Source organism: Faecalimonas umbilicata (assembly GCF_042846195.1).
GTDB lineage: Bacteria > Bacillota > Clostridia > Lachnospirales > Lachnospiraceae > Faecalimonas > Faecalimonas umbilicata.
This window is the reverse complement of record NZ_AP031411.1, coordinates 638,072-660,265: the sequence shown is the minus strand read 5'-3', so window position 1 is coordinate 660,265 and position 22,194 is coordinate 638,072. Positions and strand designations below refer to the sequence as shown.

At 44.8% G+C, this 22,194-nt stretch carries 17 protein-coding genes, 3 tRNA genes, 3 rRNA genes and 1 riboswitch; of the genes, 2 read left to right on the top strand and 21 right to left on the bottom strand.

Features of this window, described 5'->3' with window-relative positions:
* The first annotated feature begins 158 nt into the window (after nucleotides 1–158).
* Nucleotides 159–665, top strand: coding sequence for a hypothetical protein (locus ACGG81_RS03305; RefSeq protein ID WP_009263010.1), 507 nt, complete (start codon nucleotides 159–161; stop codon nucleotides 663–665).
* An 82-nt stretch (nucleotides 666–747) separates the two neighbouring features.
* A complete protein-coding gene (locus tag ACGG81_RS03300; RefSeq protein ID WP_390109572.1) occupies nucleotides 748–1,086 on the top strand; it encodes a hypothetical protein in 339 nt (112 codons plus the stop codon).
* 170 nt (nucleotides 1,087–1,256) lie between these two features.
* Here the strand turns inward: ACGG81_RS03300 and ACGG81_RS03295 are convergent.
* From ACGG81_RS03295 to ACGG81_RS03195, 21 genes are all read right to left on the bottom strand, one after another.
* A tRNA-Trp gene (locus ACGG81_RS03295) sits at nucleotides 1,257–1,327 on the bottom strand.
* A gap of 87 nt (nucleotides 1,328–1,414) precedes the next feature.
* Nucleotides 1,415–4,301: ribosomal RNA gene (locus ACGG81_RS03290) — 23S ribosomal RNA — on the bottom strand.
* A 406-nt stretch (nucleotides 4,302–4,707) separates the two neighbouring features.
* Nucleotides 4,708–4,825: ribosomal RNA gene (rrf, locus tag ACGG81_RS03285) — 5S ribosomal RNA — on the bottom strand.
* Between the two features lie 74 nt (nucleotides 4,826–4,899).
* Nucleotides 4,900–6,430 (bottom strand): 16S ribosomal RNA (locus ACGG81_RS03280).
* Together the 16S, 23S and 5S rRNA genes with 3 tRNA genes alongside form the textbook arrangement of a ribosomal RNA operon.
* A gap of 436 nt (nucleotides 6,431–6,866) precedes the next feature.
* Nucleotides 6,867–6,955 (bottom strand) — tRNA-Ser (locus ACGG81_RS03275).
* 62 nt (nucleotides 6,956–7,017) lie between these two features.
* Nucleotides 7,018–7,103: transfer RNA gene (locus ACGG81_RS03270), tRNA-Ser, on the bottom strand.
* A gap of 573 nt (nucleotides 7,104–7,676) precedes the next feature.
* The gene (ispD, locus tag ACGG81_RS03265; RefSeq protein ID WP_117578045.1) at nucleotides 7,677–8,405 is read right to left on the bottom strand and encodes a 2-C-methyl-D-erythritol 4-phosphate cytidylyltransferase; all 729 of its coding nucleotides are present in this window, start codon (nucleotides 8,403–8,405) and stop codon (nucleotides 7,677–7,679) included.
* 52 nt (nucleotides 8,406–8,457) lie between these two features.
* On the bottom strand, nucleotides 8,458–9,483 hold the full coding sequence (gene tsaD / locus ACGG81_RS03260) for a tRNA (adenosine(37)-N6)-threonylcarbamoyltransferase complex transferase subunit TsaD (protein ID WP_008976576.1): 1,026 nt from the start codon (nucleotides 9,481–9,483) through the stop codon (nucleotides 8,458–8,460).
* A gap of 4 nt (nucleotides 9,484–9,487) precedes the next feature.
* Nucleotides 9,488–10,402: a ribonuclease Z gene (locus ACGG81_RS03255; RefSeq protein ID WP_120092517.1), complete on the bottom strand. Its 915-nt coding sequence runs from the start codon at nucleotides 10,400–10,402 to the stop codon at nucleotides 9,488–9,490.
* Between the two features lie 15 nt (nucleotides 10,403–10,417).
* Nucleotides 10,418–10,633: a hypothetical protein gene (locus ACGG81_RS03250; RefSeq protein ID WP_008976578.1), complete on the bottom strand. Its 216-nt coding sequence runs from the start codon at nucleotides 10,631–10,633 to the stop codon at nucleotides 10,418–10,420.
* A gap of 125 nt (nucleotides 10,634–10,758) precedes the next feature.
* Complete coding sequence (gene rimI, locus ACGG81_RS03245; RefSeq protein WP_009263014.1) at nucleotides 10,759–11,205, bottom strand: ribosomal protein S18-alanine N-acetyltransferase; 447 nt, start codon at nucleotides 11,203–11,205, stop codon at nucleotides 10,759–10,761.
* On the bottom strand, nucleotides 11,202–11,918 hold the full coding sequence (tsaB, locus tag ACGG81_RS03240) for a tRNA (adenosine(37)-N6)-threonylcarbamoyltransferase complex dimerization subunit type 1 TsaB (RefSeq protein ID WP_390109566.1): 717 nt from the start codon (nucleotides 11,916–11,918) through the stop codon (nucleotides 11,202–11,204). Before tsaB ends, rimI begins: the two co-directional genes overlap by 4 nt.
* Nucleotides 11,919–12,014: 96 nt before the next feature.
* Nucleotides 12,015–12,446 (bottom strand): tRNA (adenosine(37)-N6)-threonylcarbamoyltransferase complex ATPase subunit type 1 TsaE, encoded by a 432-nt coding sequence (gene tsaE, locus ACGG81_RS03235; RefSeq protein ID WP_008976581.1) that lies wholly within the window; start codon nucleotides 12,444–12,446, stop codon nucleotides 12,015–12,017.
* Between the two features lie 21 nt (nucleotides 12,447–12,467).
* Nucleotides 12,468–12,974, bottom strand: a complete 507-nt coding sequence (locus ACGG81_RS03230) for a YcxB family protein (protein WP_009263017.1) — start codon at nucleotides 12,972–12,974, stop codon at nucleotides 12,468–12,470.
* A gap of 78 nt (nucleotides 12,975–13,052) precedes the next feature.
* On the bottom strand, nucleotides 13,053–13,661 hold the full coding sequence (locus ACGG81_RS03225) for an ECF transporter S component (RefSeq protein ID WP_008976584.1): 609 nt from the start codon (nucleotides 13,659–13,661) through the stop codon (nucleotides 13,053–13,055).
* Nucleotides 13,662–13,866: 205 nt separating this feature from the next.
* Nucleotides 13,867–13,990: riboswitch (FMN riboswitch) on the bottom strand.
* 54 nt (nucleotides 13,991–14,044) lie between these two features.
* Nucleotides 14,045–15,376 (bottom strand): DUF1958 domain-containing protein, encoded by a 1,332-nt coding sequence (locus ACGG81_RS03220; protein ID WP_390109562.1) that lies wholly within the window; start codon nucleotides 15,374–15,376, stop codon nucleotides 14,045–14,047.
* Between the two features lie 52 nt (nucleotides 15,377–15,428).
* Complete coding sequence (glpK, locus tag ACGG81_RS03215; protein ID WP_120092509.1) at nucleotides 15,429–16,925, bottom strand: glycerol kinase GlpK; 1,497 nt, start codon at nucleotides 16,923–16,925, stop codon at nucleotides 15,429–15,431.
* 27 nt (nucleotides 16,926–16,952) lie between these two features.
* Nucleotides 16,953–19,106 carry a Tex family protein gene (locus ACGG81_RS03210; RefSeq protein ID WP_390109560.1) on the bottom strand — a complete coding sequence of 718 codons (2,154 nt, stop codon included), beginning with the start codon at nucleotides 19,104–19,106 and terminating at the stop codon, nucleotides 16,953–16,955.
* Nucleotides 19,107–19,287: 181 nt separating this feature from the next.
* On the bottom strand, nucleotides 19,288–19,545 hold the full coding sequence (locus tag ACGG81_RS03205; RefSeq protein WP_270196369.1) for a hypothetical protein: 258 nt from the start codon (nucleotides 19,543–19,545) through the stop codon (nucleotides 19,288–19,290).
* A 76-nt stretch (nucleotides 19,546–19,621) separates the two neighbouring features.
* Nucleotides 19,622–20,638, bottom strand: a complete 1,017-nt coding sequence (gene mglC, locus ACGG81_RS03200) for a galactose/methyl galactoside ABC transporter permease MglC (RefSeq protein ID WP_016441586.1) — start codon at nucleotides 20,636–20,638, stop codon at nucleotides 19,622–19,624.
* Nucleotides 20,639–20,654: 16 nt separating this feature from the next.
* Nucleotides 20,655–22,160 (bottom strand): sugar ABC transporter ATP-binding protein, encoded by a 1,506-nt coding sequence (locus ACGG81_RS03195; RefSeq protein WP_009263024.1) that lies wholly within the window; start codon nucleotides 22,158–22,160, stop codon nucleotides 20,655–20,657.
* Nucleotides 22,161–22,194: the final 34 nt, after the last annotated feature.

Sequence of the window (22,194 nt, the reverse complement as noted above, 5' to 3'; positions counted from 1 at the left end):
GTACTCTGCTAAGTATTTATAGGCAGAGTAATTACACATTTGAGCTTCTGAAAGCAAAAATAAAAAAATATTAAGAAATGTTTGTAGAAAAATATGATATACTGTGAAAAACGAAACATAGTAAATACGATGACAAAAGGAACGAAAGGAGATGTTCTATGAAACGCTGGAAACTAGTTGTTGTATTGTTGGTGATCATCACTTTAAGTAGCCCATTTTTATTTGATTACATATTAAAAGCAAAACGGAATCATTTCATTAAAGATACCTTTGGCTTTAATAAAAAAGAGTTTAAGGTTTTAAAAGAAACAGATAGTCACAGAGGTTTTCATGGAGATGGAGATTACGTTCTAATATTAGATTGCTCTGAAAATAAAGAAAAAGCATTGGAATATACAAAGGAATGGAAAATCCTTCCATTGACAGAGAATCTTCAGCTTTTAATGTATGGAGGTGAAAAAGAAGATCATTTTTATAATTATAATCTGGCTGATGCTTCAAATATTCCTGAAATTAAGAATGGATATTATTATTTTTATGATAGATATGCAAACAGCAAAGATACTAAAGATGACACGAATATATTTAGAGGTTCCTTCAATTTTTCTTTAGCACTATATGATTTAGATACGGATATAATGTATCTTTTAGAATTTGATACATAGCGGTTTACAACATTGGAATTGACACGTTTTGATAGGAAGTAAAAACAATAAGAAGATTGAATTGGTAAAGGAGCTTGCGCACATGAAGAAATTTTTACCTTGGATACTAGCATCAGGGGGAATTATGTTGGGATTGCCTTGTCTTGCGGTTACCTTTCTAGAAGATGACAGCGGAATGGCAACTTGCCTTATTCTACTTTTTGCATTGAACCCTATTTACGCAATTTGTGCCGGAGTATATGCTGGTAAATACATAAAAAAATTATGCGCATCACCAATTCTTACAGCGTTATTCTTTTTGGCTGGTACATGGTTGTTTTTGGATATAGGTGAAAAGGCATTTCTCTTATATGCATTGGTCTATTTATTCTTAGGGATCTTGGCGATGCTGATTTCTATGTTCCTAAAGAAAAAGCACTAAGGGAAATTCTTTTGGTTGTTGAATCGTTTAAAAAGCATAGAGTTATCGTGCAGCTATTTCATTAGAACTGTGTTCCATACATTATCCTGCAGGGATTACTACTCTTTAAAATTTAAAATAAAAAAAGCCTTAAAACAACAATTCTACGCTGTTCTTAAGGCTTTTCAAAGCAGGGGATGAGAGAATCGAACTCCCACCAAAAGTTTTGGAGACTCCTATCATACCATTTGACCAATCCCCTATATACTATTATATATACCTTCAAAATCACATACAGTCAACTACTTTTCTAAGTTTTTTCTCTCTCCATCCATTCTCCTATCACCACTTGGTTATGCCCTCGACCGATTAGTAACAGTCAGCTCCATACATTACTGCACTTCCACCTCTGTCCTATCTACCTCGTCGTCTTCAAGGGGTCTTACAACTTGCGTTGGGATATCTCATCTTGAGGGGGGCTTCACGCTTAGATGCCTTCAGCGTTTATCCCGTCCCGGCTTGGCTACTCTGCCATGCACTTGGCAGTGCAACAGATACACCAGCGGCCAGTCCACCCCGGTCCTCTCGTACTAAGGGCAGCTCCTCTCAAATATCCTACGCCCACGCCGGATAGGGACCGAACTGTCTCACGACGTTCTGAACCCAGCTCGCGTACCGCTTTAATGGGCGAACAGCCCAACCCTTGGGACCTACTTCAGCCCCAGGATGCGATGAGCCGACATCGAGGTGCCAAACCACTCCGTCGATGTGAACTCTTGGGAGTGATAAGCCTGTTATCCCCAGGGTAGCTTTTATCCGTTGAGCGATGGCAATCCCACTTTATACCACCGGATCACTAAGTCCTACTTTCGTACCTGCTCCACCCGTCGGTGTCGCAGTCAAGCTCCCTTCTGCCTTTGCACTCTTTGAATGGTTTCCGACCATTCTGAGGGAACCTTTGAGCGCCTCCGATACCCTTTCGGAGGCGACCGCCCCAGTCAAACTCCCCACCTGACATTGTCCCCCAGCCGGGTCACGGCTGCTGGTTAGAAACCCAGTACTGCAAGGGTGGTATCCCAACAGCGACTCTGTATCTACTGGCGTAAATACTTCTCAGTCTCCCACCTATCCTGTACATGCAATACCGAATCCCAGTATCAAGCTGGAGTAAAGCTCCATGGGGTCTTTCCGTCCTGGCGCAGGTAACCAGCATCTTCACTGGTATTTCAATTTCACCGGGTGCATTGTCGAGACAGTGCCCAAATCATTACGCCTTTCGTGCGGGTCGGAACTTACCCGACAAGGAATTTCGCTACCTTAGGACCGTTATAGTTACGGCCGCCGTTTACTGGGGCTTAAGTTCAAAGCTTCGCTTACGCTAACCTCTCCCCTTAACCTTCCAGCACCGGGCAGGCGTCAGCCCATATACTTCACCTTTCGGTTTTGCATAGACCTGTGTTTTTGCTAAACAGTTGCTTGGGCCAATTCTCTGCGGCCAGTTCTCACTGGCACTCCTTCTCCCGAAGTTACGGAGTCATTTTGCCGAGTTCCTTAACAATGCTTCTCCCGTCGGCCTTAGGATTCTCTCCTCATCCACCTGTGTCGGTTTACGGTACGGGTATGATATAAACAATAGCGGCTTTTCTTGACGCATGGCTCACGGGCTTCCCTACTCTCAGTTCGGTCCGCATCACGTCTTCAGATTGAGAAGCGGATTTGCCAACTCCTCTCCTACTTCGCTTGCACCGGGCTTTCCATTCCCGGCTCCCGCTCTCCACACGTGTCCCCACAGTTCTGTTATATCATAGTACAGGAATTTCAACCTGTTGTCCATCGACTACGTCTTTCGACCTCGCCTTAGGCCCCGACTTACCCAGAGCAGATCAGCTTTACTCTGGAAACCTTAGATATTCGGCCGGAAGGATTCCCACCTTCCTCTCGCTACTCATTCCGGCATTCTCTCTTCTTAAAAGTCCACTGCTCCTTCCGGTACAGCTTCTTCCCTTTAAGAATGCTCCTCTACCAATTGATTACTCAATTCCACAGCTTCGGTAGTGTGTTTCAGCCCCGGACATTTTCGGCGCAGGACCTCTCGACTAGTGAGCTATTACGCACTCTTTGAATGTATGGCTGCTTCTGAGCCAACATCCTAGTTGTCTTCGAAATCCCACATCCTTTTCCACTTAACACACATTTTGGGACCTTAGCTGGTGGTCTGGGCTCTTTCCCTTTCGACTATCCAACTTATCTCGTATAGTCTGACTCCCATACATCATCTACGCGGCATTCGGAGTTTGATATTCTTCGGTAAGCTTTGACGCCCCCTAGGAAATTCAGTGCTCTACCTCCGCAAGACTCGTATGAGGCTAGCCCTAAAGCTATTTCGAGGAGAACCAGCTATCTCCGGGTTCGATTGGAATTTCTCCCCTATCCACACCTCATCCCCACCCTTTTCAACGGATGTGGGTTCGGTCCTCCATTGCCTTTTACGGCAACTTCAACCTGGACATGGATAGATCACCCGGTTTCGGGTCTACTCTGACTGACTTCACGCCCTGTTCAGACTTGGTTTCCCTTCGGCTCCAGACCTTCAGTCCTTAACCTTGCCAGCCAGCGTAACTCGCCGGACCGTTCTACAAAAAGTACGCGGTTCATCATATAAAGATGTTCCACAGCTTGTAAACATATGGTTTCAGGTTCTCTTTCACTCCCCTCCCGGGGTCCTTTTCACCTTTCCTTCACAGTACTATGCGCTATCGGTCACTAAGGAGTATTTAGCCTTACGGGGTGGTCCCCGCTCATTCCCACAAGGTTTCTCGTGTCTCGTGGTACTCTGGATCCTGCCGTGCTCGCTCGCCTTTCATGTACGGGGCTTTCACCCTCTCTGGCTGGCTTTCCCAAAACCATTCTACTAGGCTTACTCATCACTTACGCAGTCCGAACCCCGGAATGCACGCATCCCGGTTTGGGCTCTTCCGCTTTCGCTCGCCGCTACTCACAGAATCGATGTTTCTTTCTCTTCCTCCGGCTACTTAGATGTTTCAGTTCACCGGGTTCCCTTCTTAACGTTATGTATTGGCGTTAAGATGACGGAGGTTTGCTCCGCCGGGTTTCCCCATTCAGATATCTCCGGATCATTGGATATTTGCTCCTCCCCGAAGCTTTTCGCAGCTTATCACGTCTTTCATCGGCTCTTAGTGCCAAGGCATCCACCATACGCTCTTTCTAGCATAACCAACTTGCTTCGTCCACGGGTATGGACTTAGCTACACATATCTAGCGTGATATGCGTTGGCAATAGTTTGTTGTTTTTATTCGTTTTCTCGAATCAGTTCTCATTTCTGCTCTTGCAAGCTTCCATGATCACCTCGGATGTCTTGATATTTTTCTTATCATTTCATTTCTGTATGCGATTTTCAAGGTACATAAAGATGCGAGCGCCTGAAAAACGATTGTGTGTGACAAGCTTGCTTGTCTAAGCACGATTGCTTTTTCATGCATTGGCATGTAATGCCATGACCGAAGGAACGTAGTTCCTGAGGTTCGCATCTATTTTTTTGATATTGACTGTTTTATCAGTCATCAGAAAGCTAAATCTTTTCAGTTTTCTGATCACTGGTAAATCCAGTATCTTTTTTATAAATCTGGCAGCCACCTGCTCTCCCACACCGTCTCCAGTGCAGTACCATCGGCCGCTGAGGTCTTAACCATCGTGTTCGGGATGGGTACGGGTGTTTCCCCTCAGCGCATCGCCACCAGAAGCTTTTCGTTCTTTTCAGAACACTCATAACTAAACAATAGACTTTTTTCAATCCTTACTTCTTTCTTCCTTAGAAAGGAGGTGATCCAGCCGCACCTTCCGATACGGCTACCTTGTTACGACTTCACCCCAGTTATCGGTCCCACCTTCGGCAGCTCCCTCCTTGCGGTTGGGTCACTGACTTCGGGCGTTACTGACTCCCATGGTGTGACGGGCGGTGTGTACAAGACCCGGGAACGTATTCACCGCGACATTCTGATTCGCGATTACTAGCGATTCCAGCTTCATGTAGTCGAGTTGCAGACTACAATCCGAACTGAGACGTTATTTTTGGGATTTGCTCGGCCTCACGACTCTGCTTCCCTTTGTTTACGCCATTGTAGCACGTGTGTAGCCCTGCTCATAAGGGGCATGATGATTTGACGTCATCCCCACCTTCCTCCAGGTTATCCCTGGCAGTCTCTCCAGAGTGCCCGGCCTTGCCGCTGGCTACTGAAGATAGGGGTTGCGCTCGTTGCGGGACTTAACCCAACATCTCACGACACGAGCTGACGACAACCATGCACCACCTGTCTCCTCTGTCCCGAAGGAAAGCTCCGATTAAAGAGCGGTCAGAGGGATGTCAAGAGCAGGTAAGGTTCTTCGCGTTGCTTCGAATTAAACCACATGCTCCACCGCTTGTGCGGGTCCCCGTCAATTCCTTTGAGTTTCATTCTTGCGAACGTACTCCCCAGGTGGACTACTTATTGCGTTGGCTGCGGCACCGAAGAGCTTTGCTCCCCGACACCTAGTAGTCATCGTTTACGGCGTGGACTACCAGGGTATCTAATCCTGTTTGCTCCCCACGCTTTCGAGCCTCAACGTCAGTCATCGTCCAGCAAGCCGCCTTCGCCACTGGTGTTCCTCCTAATATCTACGCATTTCACCGCTACACTAGGAATTCCGCTTGCCTCTCCGACACTCTAGCTGCACAGTTTCCAAAGCAGTCCCGGGGTTGAGCCCCGGGCTTTCACTTCAGACTTGCACTGCCGTCTACGCTCCCTTTACACCCAGTAAATCCGGATAACGCTTGCCCCCTACGTATTACCGCGGCTGCTGGCACGTAGTTAGCCGGGGCTTCTTAGTCAGGTACCGTCATTTTCTTCCCTGCTGATAGAAGTTTACATACCGAAATACTTCATCCTTCACGCGGCGTCGCTGCATCAGGGTTTCCCCCATTGTGCAATATTCCCCACTGCTGCCTCCCGTAGGAGTTTGGGCCGTGTCTCAGTCCCAATGTGGCCGTTCACCCTCTCAGGCCGGCTACTGATCGTCGCCTTGGTGGGCCATTACCCCACCAACTAGCTAATCAGACGCGGGTCCATCTCATACCACCGGAGTTTTTCACACTCGATCATGCGATCACGTGTGCTTATGCGGTATTAGCAGTCATTTCTAACTGTTATCCCCCTGTATGAGGCAGGTTACCCACGCGTTACTCACCCGTCCGCCACTCAGTCACTTGAGCTTCCTTCCGAAGAATTCCATTCAAGTGCTTCGTTCGACTTGCATGTGTTAAGCACGCCGCCAGCGTTCATCCTGAGCCAGGATCAAACTCTCGTTAAAAGTGTTTGTTTCCAGTCAAGAATCACTACTAGCAATCCTATCCCTTTTACTGTTTTTAGGTTGACATTTCTGTCTGTTCTGAAATTTTCTCAATTGTTCGAAATTTTCAGGGTTGTGTTGTCTATTGTTTAATTATCAATGTTCTGTTTGTTTCGCTCTCTTGCGACAGCTATATTAGATTATCACATCTTTTTATCTTTGTCAACAACTTTTTCATCTTTTTTTGAAATCTTTTCTTTTCTACTTTCATAGCCTTTTTTCGATTCCATATCTCCGATGCTTTTTGTTGTTTTCCTGTCACACTATTGAGTGCTTTTTATATTAACATTTCCAACAGTACTTGTCAACTGTTTTTATTTTCAACATTTCAACTTCATACCGTCTTCACTTGTCAATTTTTCACCATGTCATCTATCTGTTGATACTTTATGGTAAACGGAGAAAGAGGGATTTGAACCCTCGCACCGCTATTAACGATCTACTCCCTTTCCAGGGGAGCCCCTTCAGCCACTTGGGTATTTCTCCAAAACGCCTTTCGTTCTTTTGGCATAAGAAAACCACCGATGATTGATTGGTGGTTTTCCTAACGCAGAGGGTGGGATTCGAACCCACGCGCCCTTTCGGACAAACGGTTTTCAAGACCGCCTCGTTATGACCACTTCGATACCTCTGCATCTATTAAGTTTTTGTCATCTCTTGAAGACAAGATGTATTCTATCACGGATATTTCCAACTGTCAACACTTTTTCTAAACTTTTTTTATTTTTTTATTTTTCGGGAATTTTTCTGCTAACATGAACCTTTAATCTCGCTGCCCTTCCGGCGATTTCAGGTATCATTTTTATATCTAAAAATCGCCTGGAAGTAAGTAATAAACCATTGTCCAACCGGATCCTCGCTATGTCAACTACCCACGACCTAAAGGTCATGGGATTGTAACTGCCCAGTCGTACGAACGACATACGTCTCCGACTTTTAACCCCAAAAGATATTGCTATCTAAAGTGGCGTTACATCATAGGGTGGTTGACAACACCCTTTACGGATAAGATATGCTCATCTGTAACTGTATCAGGTACTAAACTTCCCATGCCATACAGTAATAATGTCTTTACGATTAAGATTTTACGCAGTACACGAATTTCGTATTGCAATCTCATATCTTGTCAATGTACAAAAGAGTGCCTTGATGAGCAGCACATCGAACGGTTTTCTCTTTAAGAACTGCTACAGTCAGTGTAGTATATTTAACAACAATCAACAAGGCTCCTCCTGAGAAAAAGGCCTGCAATTTCCAGATCTTCCGGCGTTGTAATTTTTATATTTTCATAAGAACCGAAAACAAGCTTGACTGGATGTTCTGTCATTCTTTCGACAACCATCGCATCATCTGTCGCCTTCTCCCATCCACTCTGGATTAATTTTTCATAAGCAGTACGCACCAGTTTTGCATCAAATACCTGAGGTGTCTGCACTTGCCAGACATATGCCCTGTCCGGCGTCTGAACAGCATACTGATTCTGATCTGCAATTTTAATTGTATCTTTCACAGGCATACCTACGACACACGCCTGATCTCTCAAAACACATTCGTATGCCCGCTCTACCATTTCTTCATCCACAAACGGTCTTGCCCCATCATGGATGAACACAATTCCATCTTCCACATATTTTAATCCATGGTACACAGACTCATAGCGTTCTTTCCCTCCCGCCACTATCTGTACCACCTTGTCAAAACCATATTGTTGTACAATCTTTTCTCTGCAATAGTCTATTTCACGTTCTCCTGTGACAAGAACGATCTCATCAATATATCTGGACTCCTGGAATACATGCAAGCAATAATACAACACCGGCTTTCCTTCTAATTCTAAATACTGCTTCTGAATCGCCGTCCCCATCCGGCTTCCACTCCCGGCTGCCAACACGATCGCCGTACATTTTTTTTCTCGTTTGTCCTTTTTCTGCTTCATCTGGCATTGCACATCCTTTCCCGAATCTCTTTTCCCTACTGACAACCAGAGTCTACCGTTCTCCCAGTTTCAAATTCGGCACAGCATTTAGATCCCATCCATGTCTTGTTCCCGCCAGGTACTCATAATAAGCTGCAACTCCTATCATTGCTGCATTGTCCGTGCAGTAAATTGGTGATGGATGATAGAATTTGACTCCTTTCTTATCACACGCTTCCTGCATCGCAGCTCTGAGGGCGCTATTCGATGCTACCCCACCAGCAATCGCAAATTTTTTTAATCCAAACTCATCCACTGCTTTCATCGCATTTTCTACAAGTACATCTGTCACCGCTTTCTGGAAAGATGCTGCGATGTCCGCCTGAGAATAACTTTCCCCTTTCATCTGACAGCCATTGATATAATTCAATACCGCCGATTTCACACCACTGAAACTAAAATCATACGGCGAATCACTCATATGTGCTTTCGGAAAGACAATCGCTTCCGGATTTCCCTCCTTAGACAACTTATCTATCTTCGGTCCACCCGGATATCCAAGCCCAATTGCCCGCGCCACTTTATCAAATGCTTCGCCCGCGGCATCGTCTCTTGTTCTTCCGATAATTTCATAAGTTCCATAATCTTTCACACGAACCAGATGTGTATGTCCTCCCGATACTACAAGACATACAAATGGAGGCTCTAAGTCTTTATTTTCAATATAATTTGCAGAAATATGTCCCTCGATATGATGTACTCCCACCAAAGGAAGTCCTTTTGCATATGCAATCGCCTTAGCCTCTGCAACCCCGACAAGCAGCGCTCCTACAAGCCCCGGTCCATAAGTGACTCCGATTGCATCGATTTCATCCAATGTTACCCCTGCTTCTTTCAACGCTTCCTCAATCACCTGATTGATCTTCTCAATATGCTTTCTGGATGCAATCTCCGGAACAACCCCTCCATATAATTTATGTAATTCAATCTGTGATGAAATGACATTGGAGAGGATTTCTCTTCCTCCCCGCACGACTGCTGCCGCTGTCTCATCACAAGAACTTTCTATTGCCAGTATTGTGATTTCTTTTTCTTTCATCTTCTTACTCCTCTTCTGGAAAATCCAGTTCCACAGACATACTGTCGCTGCCGGCTTTTGCCTGCGGAAAAATTTTTTGCACTTCCTCTATAAAAAATTCCGGGCGCGTCAGAGACGGACTGTAATGTGTCAGCCACATTTCCTTTACCTCGGCCTCTTTTGCAAGCTGCGCCGCTTCGTAAAATGTCATATGCTTATATTCTACCGCCTTGCATGCCTTTTCTTTCTCCCCGTACATTCCTTCACAAATAAACAGATCGGAATGTTTCGCATTCACACGAATCGAGTCTGTCGGCCTTGTATCTGTCGTATAGGTAAGTTTGATTCCACGGCGCGGAGCACCCAGCACCATATCCGGGGTAAATACATTTCCTTCATGCTCAATCGTCTCACCTTTTTGCAAATGCTTCCAATATTGCTTTGGAATCGCATGATCCATCGCTCTTGTTACATCAAATTTTCCAGCACGGTCAATCTCCAGTGTATACCCGTAACAAAGCACATTATGATTGACACGAAACGCTTTCAGACGATATCCATTTAATTCAAAAGTCTGCTCTGGTCCTTCAATTTCTTTGTATATGATCGGAAATGGAAGTTCCGGCGCAATGACGCGAAGAGCGCTCACAACACGCTCAAGCCCTTTCGGTCCTATTAACGTCAACGGTTCTCTTCTGTCTGCATTTCCCATTGTAAGCAAAAGCCCCGGCAGTCCACTGATGTGATCTCCGTGATAATGAGTAAAACAAATCACATCAATCGGCTTAAAGCTCCAGCCTTTCTCTTTGATCGCAATCTGCGTCCCTTCTCCACAGTCGATCAGCAGACTACTTCCATTAAATCTCGTCATCAGAGCAGTCAGCCACCGATAAGGCAGTGGCATCATCCCGCCCGTTCCGAGAAGACAAACATCTAACATGTGATTCTCCTTCTATTATTTCTTCTCTACCGGAATCGAAAAGTCTGAAATCCATGCATCGTAACACTCTTCGCAGAGATCAAACTCGTGTACTTCGTTATCTTTTCCCGAGAAATATCCCCAGCGCTTCTCTACATGGAGGAAATCTGCCTCTCTGAGAATTTCTTTTCCACATTTGTTGCAAAATACTTTATCTAATTCCGTCGTCTCAACTTTTTTATATTGGCGCATACAATTCCTCCTATGAAAAATCCTTCTTTTTTCTTGTTGTCACGCCTTTATTATATTGATTTTTAAAACAGATTCCTAGCGGGAACTGTTTCCTTTTTTTCCATGTTCTTACAATGCCCCAACCCCTATTCAGATAGGTTCTTTTGCATAGTCAATCCATGTTCCATAGGTTCTTTATAATAATCCTTCCGCAGGGAAATCGTCTCGAATCCATACTTTGTATACAGGCACCTCGCAGCATCATTGCTTGCCCGCACTTCAAGAATCACATCCTTGATTCCTCTCTCAGCACAAACTTTCCATAAATGTTCCAACAAATTTCCTGCAATTCCTTTTCCACGCGCTTTGGGAGCCACCGCTATTTTCCCAATATCCGCACTATCCATCACCGCATAGACAATGCAATATCCGCAGATCTCCTCTGCTTCTTCTGCCACAAGGACAAAAAAATGCTCCAGCTCATATGCCTTTCTAATGTCCGCCATACTCCACCGATCGGATGGGCAAAAACATTGCTCCTCCAGCGCATATAGCGGCATGATGTCGGATTCTTTCATTCCTCGAATGATCATTTTCCCTGCTGCTCCTTCTCTTCTCGCTCTAAACGCTCGCGTTCCGCCTGTGACATTCTAAGATAATCCGGCTGATGATCCTCCGCACGTTCTATCTTTCCTTCTTTCCAATACTGAACTGCAAGTGTCCCAACAGCTGCTGCCCGCTGCCGATTCATATGAGATGGGGCAAATCTTACCGGAACATGCAAAAGTTGCTCTAACTGTTCTTTGTATACCGGAACACCGTCCCCTAAAAATGTCACCCGCTCTCCTCGTTCATTCAATTTCTCTGCAAGAGCTGATATTTCTATCGCCATCTGCGGCTCTTCTACTACAAATTCCTCCCGGAAACGATAAATTCCGGTATAAACCTGATTTCTCCTTGCATCCATGATTGGGCAGATCACCCCTTCATTTCCATATAAGTTATAAGCAAGTCCATCCACCGTAGGAATATGGATCAACGGCTTTTTTAACGCGAGTCCAAGTCCTTTCGCCGTCGCCGATCCAATTCGCAGCCCGGTAAAGGACCCAGGTCCTCCCGCCACTGCGATTGCATCAATCTCACCAAGATTCATCTCTGTCATTTTTACGATTTCATCCAGCATTGGAAGCAGCGTCTGTGAATGAGTCTTCTTATAATTCACTGTGTATTCCGCAATTGTCTGTTCTTCCTCTACAACTGCCACTGACGCCACCAAACCAGAACTGTCTAATGCCAATATCCGCATAGTTTCACTTCTTTCTTTTTCATTGTCTATCATCTGTTTTAGAAAGGTCACTATTTCTAACGCAACCTCTTTTCCAACTTCTTTTTTCTCTCGTTCCTATACTCCAAGTTCTCTTACCGTAATCCGTCGGAAATCAAACCCTTGATCCAGATCTTTCTCAATAGTAATCTCTGTCCGTCTCTGTGGCAAGATCTCTTCAATCAGATTTGACCACTCAATCAGAGATACTCCTTGACCATAGAAGTAATCTTCATATCCGATCTCTTCCATTTCCTCAATATCCCCAATCCGATATACGTCAAAATGATAAAACGGAAGCCTTCCCTCCTCATATACCTGTACGATTGTGAATGTCGGGCTGCTAATCGCCTCTTCAATCTGAAGCCCTCTTGCCAATCCCTGCGTAAATACAGTCTTCCCCACGCCCAGATCGCCAATCAGTGTATAGATCTCTCCTGCTTTTGCCAGTTCTCCGATTTTTTTCCCAAACTCAAACGTCTCCTTCGGACTTCTTGTCTCTATTACCATAGTTTTCCTTCCTTTTCCCTCTTACCGTACCTGACGGATCTTCACTTTCGCCGGCGCCATATGTGTTGAGATCATCTGCACAGCTGCTGTATACTGCTCTCCTAGCGCTTCCTTCGGAAAAACAAGCGCACGTACCCGCGTGATATAAAGAATCAATGTCCGGTTCGTAGAAACTGCCTTCTGAAATTCTTCCCATTTCACCTCTGTCTGCTGATCTTCCTGGGAAATGGTGATTCCTTCTTCGGTCAACTCATATGTGATTGGCTTTTGGAACATCGGCGTTGTCTTTACCTGCGCCTTCGCCTTTGACTTCAGTGTGAGAGGTGTCATAACAAGAAAAACTGCGGCAAAAAAGAAAAACATCATACCTGCGGTATAATCTCCCTGTGCCATCGCCCGGATTCCAAGTCCAAGTACAACAACTCCAAAAATCGCTCCGATCAGCCCACTGAGATGGCTGTATGTGTGATACAGCAAAAAGTCATACATTGCTCTCGGTGTCATCTGAACATCCATTTTCACTGACATTGCTTAATCCCTCCATTACTTTTTCTGTCTCATACGCAAAATGGTATGTTATAAAATTATAACATACCACCCTTTTCCTTACAATAACACTTGCCGGATTTTCTTATAGACAAAAAATACGATCAAAGATACCAAAATCCCTTTCAGCAAATTAAACGGTGCCACTGCAAAAAGGACAAAGGTCATCAGACCAGTGATCGCACCATTTACCTCTGTGCCCATCGATACCAGAGCATCCAAGGGCATCTCAAATGCTTTTGCATACACCGGAAGCAAAATATAAGCATTCAGAACACATCCGAGAATAGTCATGATCACAGTTCCAACTACCATCCCCGTCACCGCTCCACTCTTCGTACGCTTTTTCTGATAGATCAGCGCCGCTGGAACGCAGAATGCACATCCAATCAGGAAATTTGCTGCATCTCCGATCCCCATCGTCATCGTTCCTTTGATTGCAACATTTAGGATCACCTTGATCAATTCGATTAAAACCCCCGCAAACGGTCCCATCGAAAAACATCCGATCAACACTGGAACCTCACTGAAATCAATCTTATAGAACGCCGGTGCGAATGGGAGCGGAATCTCAAACTGCATCAAAATAATTGCAAGTGCCGATAACATCCCAATCTGAACAAGCGTCCTTGTGTTCACCTTTGTCTTCTCTGCTACATTTGTACTCATTTTTCTTCTCTCCTTCTTTTTCTAAAATTTAAAAGAAAGAAAATCTTCCGGAAATCTTTGATCAGCTTTCCTCCATACCCCAAAAGGTGAAAGAATTGCACCTACATTTCCTGCAAAGTAAAAATTCCCCCGAAATAACTTCCGGGGGAACTTTGATTCTCGCGCAAAAATCTATCCGCTATCACACGATCTGATTTGCGATCAAATGATTCTTCTCTCATCCAGACTATACTGTCGGTACTGGAATCTCACCAGTTCAGCCACCTGTTCCCAGGCAGGTCGCGGACTTTACCGCCGGTTGGGACTTGCACCCTACCCCGAAGAATTTTCCTATTCTTTTTCATATCGCCTATTATACGACGGTTTTAAAAATTGTGCAAGACCTATTTCCTTCTCCGTCTTCGTCTCTTCTTTCTGACCGCATCCACATATGCGATTCTTCCTACAAGTGCAACACCTCCGGCAAGCAATACTGCGAGTATTCCTTTTCCAATCGCGCCCAGTCCGCTTTTCGCTTCCGAAACTATCTGTTTCTGCTGATAGGTAACGGAAGGCGCTGCGTATCCCGGAAGATACTGCCGTTCAAGATCAACAAATACTTTGCCATCTTCCATCTTAAACTTTATTTTTTCTTCTTTTGGCACACAGTCCCACAGGTCTTTCTTTGTTACAATTTTCTCTTTTCCAATCTGATGTGTTCCTTTTGGCAGAACCTTTCGATACTCGTATTTCTCAAATGCCTGTTCCATAATTGCATTCCCAACAAGATGACGAAGTTCTTCTCCGGTCTGGTCTGTCCAGTCCGAAACCCCCATCACAATTTCCACAAGCCTCGTATCCTGACGTTTTGCAGTAGAGGAATAATTAAACCCTGCTCTTCCGCTGGAACCAGTTTTCAACCCATCTGTCCCTTTCAGACCATACTTTGCCCCTTCCAGAGAAATCTGATACGACTTAAAATGTTCTTCATACGGGGTACCTTCTTTCACTACAATTTCTGGAGAACTCGTATGTGTCAATATATCCGGGTAAGTCTTTACAAAATAACTGCACAGCAGTGCGTAATCTTGTGGGGAAGTCACATTATCTGCATCTGCCGGTAGATTTTTCGGAGCATACGGATACAGCAGGTCATTTGTGACACCAACACAATTGTAATAAGTAGTATGCGTCATCCCAATCTCTTTTGCTTTCTGATTCATCAGCGCTACAAATTTATCCGGATCCGGCTCCACTAAATCTGCAAGCATATACGTGGCTGCCGCCGAAGATGGGACAATGATCAGATCGATCAATTCTCCCACCGTATAGGTTGCTCCCATCTGCATCACATTGTTGCTGAGCACATACCTTCCGGCGATATCTACATACTTTTCATTCACCGCTACCTGCATGTCCTTTTCAAATTTTCCTTCCTCCATCGCATCATATGCGAGCAAAATTGTCATCAATTTTGTCATACTGGCCGGAGCCCAGGAAACATCTTTATTCTCCTCCCACAAAATCTGCCCGGTATGGATCTCTGTAATGATAGAACCTGCCGGCTGATAACGATCGTCCAACTGATAGCCACTTTCCCTCGCTACATCGATCGCACGTTTTCCGGATTTTTTCTTTTCTTCTTCCTCCACCTGCTGCGCTTCCACCTGCCCTGCAGGAAGCAGCACTGTCAAAAGCGCTATACACAGCGCGATTACCCAACTCCTTTTTTTCATCTGTTCTTCCCTCTCTTTTCTCAGTCCCACATCTGCGTGTATCTTTACTGTTTTACTCCTCTTCTTCCCATCCAAAAGAGCGTTTTACAGCCTTCTCCCAGCCATGAATTTTTTCTTCCCGTTCATTTTCCTTTAATTTTGGATAGAACACCTTATCAATCGCCCAATTCTTTCCGACGTCTTCTTTGTCCTTCCAGTATCCAACGGCCAGCCCGGCAAGATATGCCGCTCCCATTGCCGTTGTCTCTACGCATTCCGGTCGATTGACCGGGGCATTGCAGATATCCGCCTGTACCTGCATCAGAAAATCATTTGCACTGGCACCTCCGTCAACATTGAGTGTACTCAGCGAAATTCCCGAATCTGCCTGCATTGCATGCACAACGTCATTTACCTGATACGCAATAGACTCTAATGTCGCCCGGATAATATGATATCGATTCACACCTCTTGTCAATCCTACGATCGCACCTCTGGCATACTGATCCCAGTGCGGAGCTCCCAGCCCGGTAAATGCCGGCACGACGTAACAGCCGTTCGTGTCTTCCACTCTCTGGGCAAGATATTCCGAATCTTTCGCAGAATCTATCAGCTTCATCTCATCCCGCAGCCACTGGATCGCAGCTCCTGCTACAAATATAGAGCCTTCCAGTGCATACGTCACCTTACCATCCAGTCCCCATGCGATCGTCGTCACAAGACCGTGGTCAGAATACACCGGTTCTGTCCCTGTATTCATCAGAAGGAAACACCCGGTTCCATATGTATTTTTTGCTTCCCCTGCATGGAAACAGGTCTGCCCAAAAAGCGCTGCCTGTTGATCGCCTGCCGCTCCGCTGATTGGGATTTTCCCTCCAAAATAGCTTGCATCTGCATAGCCGTAGATTTCACTGGATGGACACACCTTTGGAAGCATACTTTTTGGAATCTGAAGCTCTTCTAATATATCATCATCCCATTTCAGCTCTTTGATGTTAAACAGCATAGTACGGGAAGCATTCGAATAATCGCTGACATGCACACGCCCTTTCGTAAGTTTCCAAATCAGCCATGTCTCCACTGTCCCAAACAGCAATTCTCCTTGCTCTGCCCGCTCTCGGGCCCCTTCGATGTGATCCAACATCCACTTTACCTTTGTCCCCGAAAAATAAGCATCGATCATCAGTCCCGTCTTCTCCCGGAATGATTCTGTAAGTCCCTTTTCTTTCAACTTATCACAGTACCTGGATGTTCTTCTGCACTGCCAGACGATTGCATGTCCGATCGGTTCCCCAGTCTTTTTGTCCCACACAATCGCAGTTTCCCTTTGATTGGTAATTCCAATCGCTGCAATATCTTCCGCAGTTGCTCCAATCTTTGTCATTGCTTCCACTGCCACTCCCAATTGGGAGGACCAGATCTCATTGGCATCATGCTCCACCCATCCTGGCTTCGGAAAATACTGTGTAAACTCCTTCTGTGCCATACTGCATATCTGTCCTTTTTCGTTAAAAAGAATACAGCGATTGCTTGTTGTCCCAGCATCCAGCGCCATTACATATTTCGCCATGCCGCTTCCTCCTTGTTCCTTTTTCTTCTAAATCCCTTTCATCGTTAACTGGATCCGCTTTTTCTGTACATCGACACTCATGACTTTGACATCGACAATGTCACCGACACTCACTGCCTCCAGTGGATGTTTGATAAATTTCTTATCGGTAATCTGCGAAATATGCACAAGTCCATCCTGATGTACTCCGATATCCACAAACACGCCGAAATCAATCACATTTCGTACGGTTCCTTTTAAGACCATCCCCTCCGTCAAATCTTTCATTTCCAGCACATCCGTTCTAAGAATTGGTTTTGGCATCTCCTCACGAGGATCTCTGCCCGGTTTCTCCAGTTCTTTTACAATATCCTGAAGGGTGATCTCTCCGATTCCAAGCTCTTCTGCCAGCTTCTTTTCATTTCTGATTGTTTTAGAAAGTCCCTGAAGTCCCCCTCTGCGGATCTCTTCCGTTGAAAATCCCTGCTGTTTTAAAAGTTTTTCCGCCGCCTCATAAGACTCCGGGTGAACGCTTGTCGCATCCAGCGGATTTTTCCCATCTGTAATCTTGAGAAATCCGGCACACTGTTCGAATGCTTTCGGTCCAAGCTTTGCAACTTTTAGCAGTTCCTTTCTTGACTGGAATTTCCCATGTTCCTCTCTGTACGCCACAATGTTTTTTGCGATTGCACTGCTGATTCCGGAAATATAAGAGAGAAGCGGTGCCGATGCAGTATTTAAATCTACTCCTACCCGGTTGACACAGGATTCTACCACTCCAGAAAGCGCCTCGCTCAATTTCTTCTGGTTCATATCATGCTGATATTGTCCGACACCGATTGACTTCGGATCAATCTTCACAAGTTCTGCAAGCGGATCCTGCAGCCTTCTAGCGATGGATGCCGCACTTCTCTGTCCCACATCAAAATTCGGAAATTCCTCTGTCGCCAGCTTGCTTGCAGAATAGACAGAAGCGCCCGCCTCATTGACGATCACATACTGTACTTTCTCCGGGATCTCCTTTAACAGTTCGACAAGGATCATCTCCGATTCCCGCGATGCCGTACCATTTCCGACAGAGATCAGCGTAATATGGTACTTGCGGATCAGCTTCTTTAACGTATCCTTTGCCGCCTGGATCTTCTGTGGTGTCGTCGGGGCAGTCGGATAGATTACCGTCGTATCTAGTACCTTTCCAGTCTCATCTACAACAGCCAACTTACATCCGGTCCGAAATGCCGGATCCCATCCAAGCACAACCTGTCCAACGATCGGCGGCTGCATTAGAAGTTGTTCCAGATTTTTTCCAAATACTGTGATGGCACTATCCTCTGCCTTTTCTGTCAGGCTACTCCGGATCTCCCGCTCAATTGCCGGAGCAATCAGTCGTTTGTAGCTGTCTTCTGCCACTTCTTTTAAATATTCTGACGTATATGGATTTTCGGAAACAATGATTTTCTTCTCAAGATACCGCAGAATCTTCTCCTCCGGCGCTTCAATCTTCACGTTCAGAATCTTTTCCTTCTCTCCACGATTCAGTGCAAGGATCCGGTGTCCTGCCAGCCTGCTGACTGGTTCTTCAAAAGAATAGTACATTTCGTAGACAGACTGCACACTATCATCTTTTGCCGAAGAAATCATCTTTCCTTCTTTCACCGTAAGATTCCGAATAAAACTCCGGTAATCTGCCTCATCAGAAACTGTCTCCGCAAGGATGTCTTTTGCACCTGCAATGGCCTCTTCCACTGTATGTACTTCTTTTTCTGCAGAAATATATTTTTGCGCCTCTTCTTCCAAAGGCTTTTGTATCTTTTGCAGCATCAGAAGTGTCGCCAGCGGTTCCAGTCCTTTCTCCTTTGCAATGGTCGCCCTTGTCCGCCTTTTTGGCCGATATGGTCGGTACAGATCTTCCACAGCAACAAGCGTCTGGGCATTTATAATCTGCACTCTCAGTTCTTCTGTCAATTTCCCCTGCTCCTCGATTGAAGCGAGTACCTGCTCCTTCTTCTCCTCAAGATTGCGTAAATATATCAGCCGCTCATGTAAACTTCTAAGCTGCTCATCATTCAGAGAGCCGGTTGCCTCTTTCCGGTACCGCGCAATAAACGGAATCGTATTTCCCTCATCGATCAGTCTGACTGCTGCCTCTACCTGCCATTTCTTTACTTCCAGCTCTTCTGTGAGTTTCTGAATCATATCCATACTGTTCTTTCCTCTCTGCTTTTTATACTGTTACGCTTTATTATAGCTTATTCCCGGTTCAAACGCAAAATCAAATTCCTATCAGAAAAGGAAAGGCTTTCCTCCTATGAAGACCCTGCCTTTCCTTTTTTGCTTGTTCTGTATTTCTTGTTGTAGCTTTCTTAGATCGTCCCCAAAACTTTTAACTGAAAATCCCCACACCGAGCAGTACGATCAGAAGAATAATGAGTATCGCAATGAAACGGTCCATAGATTTCAGTGAAATATTGATTTTGGAATAAAGTGTTTCTCTGCTTAAAAATCCGGTCTTCTTCTCTTCTTCCGGCTTTTCTTCCTGCATATTCTCCCCATCTTGTTCCGCTATTTCCTCTGTTTTGCTCTCTGTGATTTCCTTTTCTTCTATTTCCTCTTCTGCGCTTCTCATCTGTGCTTCGCTCATAGCCTGCCCCTTTCTAAAAAATTCCTCATGCAGATCACGAGATTTACATGAGGAATTGCTATTGTCCTTCTATCTTTTATTTCTTTGCAAGATACTTTCTTACGTCGATGGATACTGCAAGGATAATGATAATACCTTTGATGATATATTGCAAGTATGGGTTGATTCCAAGGAAGTTAAAGCTGTAGTTGATTACCTGAAGAAGAACTACACCAAGAACAACTCCCGGGATTGTACCAACACCACCGTTGAATGATACACCACCGATTACACAACCTGAAATCGCATCCAGGTCATAGTTTAAACCTGTACCTGTATTGACAGACTGGATACGTCCTGCCTCTAAGAAAGCTGCAAGTCCGTAGAGCACACCGGCTACAAGATACACACCCATAATGTTTTTTGTAATATTTACACCGGATACTGCGGCAGCTTCTTTATTTCCACCGATTGCAAACATATTTTTTCCAAGTGTTGTCTTATTCCAGATCACCCACATAACTGTTGCAGAAAGTGCAAAATAAATGATCAGGTATGGAAGTTCGAAGCTTCCGATCTTGAAAGATCCGTTGACAAAGTTCAAGAATTTTTCATTGAAAGAAGACAATGCCTGTGCTCCGCCTTCCTGGCTGTCAATATAAATACATGTTGCACCAAATGCGATTGTCTGTGTACCTAAGCTGACGATAAATGCATGCAAGTTTAATTTTGCAACACCAAATCCGTTGAGTGCACAGAACGCAACACCGATCAGAATACTTGCTGCCAGTGGTAAGATTAACGGAAGATCTTTTGTAATCTCCGGATACATTCTGGAAGCATATGTTGTTGCCTGTACAAGAGAAGCTGATACAGCAGCACAACATCCAAGGATACGTCCTGCAGAGAGGTCGGTTCCGGCAAGTACGATCATACCTGCAACACCGAGTGCAAGAATACCTCTTGTAGACGCCTGGGTTAAAATCTTAATAAAGTTTGACGGATGTAAAAATCCCGGTTCAATGATGATGACTACGATGATCATCAATCCTAAAATTATGTATAACGCATAGTTTAATAAAAATTCGTTGAGATTAAATTTTTTCTTTTCCACGTCGACACCCCCTGTGTTAAATGTATTTTGCAGCCAGTCGCATGATTTCTTCCTGCTCCTGTCCGTGATAATCCTTCTTCATATCTAAGATACCTGCCACACGACCATTGCTCATAACAAGGATACGGTCACAGATACCGATCAGCTCTGGCATTTCTGAAGAAACTACCATGACTCCTTTGCCCTTTGCGGCAAGATCATTGATCAGCTGATAAATCTCAAATTTTGCACCGACATCGATACCTCTTGTCGGTTCATCCAGAAGCAGCACTTCCGGCTCTGTCAGAAGCCAGCGTCCAATAATGACTTTCTGCTGATTTCCTCCTGAGAGAGATTTGATATGTGTCTTAGACGAAGGTGTCTTCACATGCATACTGTCAATCACCCATTTGGCATCTTTCTCCATCTTCTTTGTAGAGAGAAGACCACATTTCAGATAAGACTTCATGTTTGCAAGTACTGCATTAAACGTAATACTCTGAAGCGGAATGATACCAGTTGCACGCCGTTCTTCTGTCAGAAGTGCAAATCCATTTTTAATCGCCTGACGGGAATCCTTATTGTAAATTTCCTTTCCATGCAGTTCGATCTTTCCGCTTTCTCTGTGTGCAATTCCGAAAATCGTCTCAAGCAACTCTGTTCTTCTGGAACCTACAAGCCCTGCGACGCCAAGCACTTCTCCTTTTCTCAGTTCAAAAGAAGCATCCATACAGCTTGGCATATATTTTCCAGTCAGCCCTTCTACTTTCATCAACACTTCTCCCGGCTTATTAGTCTTCTCCGGGAAACGTTCCGTCAAATCTCGACCTACCATCAACTTGATGATTTCATCCATTGTGATATCTTTTGCAGACTTTGTTGCGATCCATTTTCCATCACGCATGATCGTAACGTCATCCGAAATCTCCAGAATCTCTTCCATCTTATGGGAAATATATACCATACCAACTCCACGATCGCGCAGACGGTTGATGATCCTAAATAAATGTCCAACTTCTTCCTTAGTCAGGGAAGATGTAGGCTCATCAAGTACAAGGATCTTGGCATCGTAAGATACTGCTTTCGCAATCTCTACCATCTGCCTCTGTGAGACAGACAACTCACCGATGATTGTTTTTGGATCTACATCAATATCAAGATCCTCAAAAATTTTCTTTGTCTCCTCGTAGCATTTCTTATCGTCAATAAAGCCGCCCTTTTTAATGAATCTTCCAAGCCACAGGTTCTCCATTACGCTGCGCCGCAATACCTGGTTCAGCTCCTGATGTACCATTGCCACCCCATTGTCAAGCGCTTGCTTCGGATTTGTAAAACGCACTGGTTTTCCATCAATTTTGATCTCCCCGGCATCCTCTACATAGACACCGAACAGACATTTCATTAATGTACTTTTTCCTGCTCCATTCTCTCCCATAAGAGCGTGGACGCTTCCTTTTTTCAGCATTAAATTTGCTTTATCGAGTGCTTTGACACCTGGGAACTGCTTTTCAATGTTCGTCATTTCCAGAATATATTCTGACATTTTTTCGCTCACCACTCTTCCTCATACTGCGAAG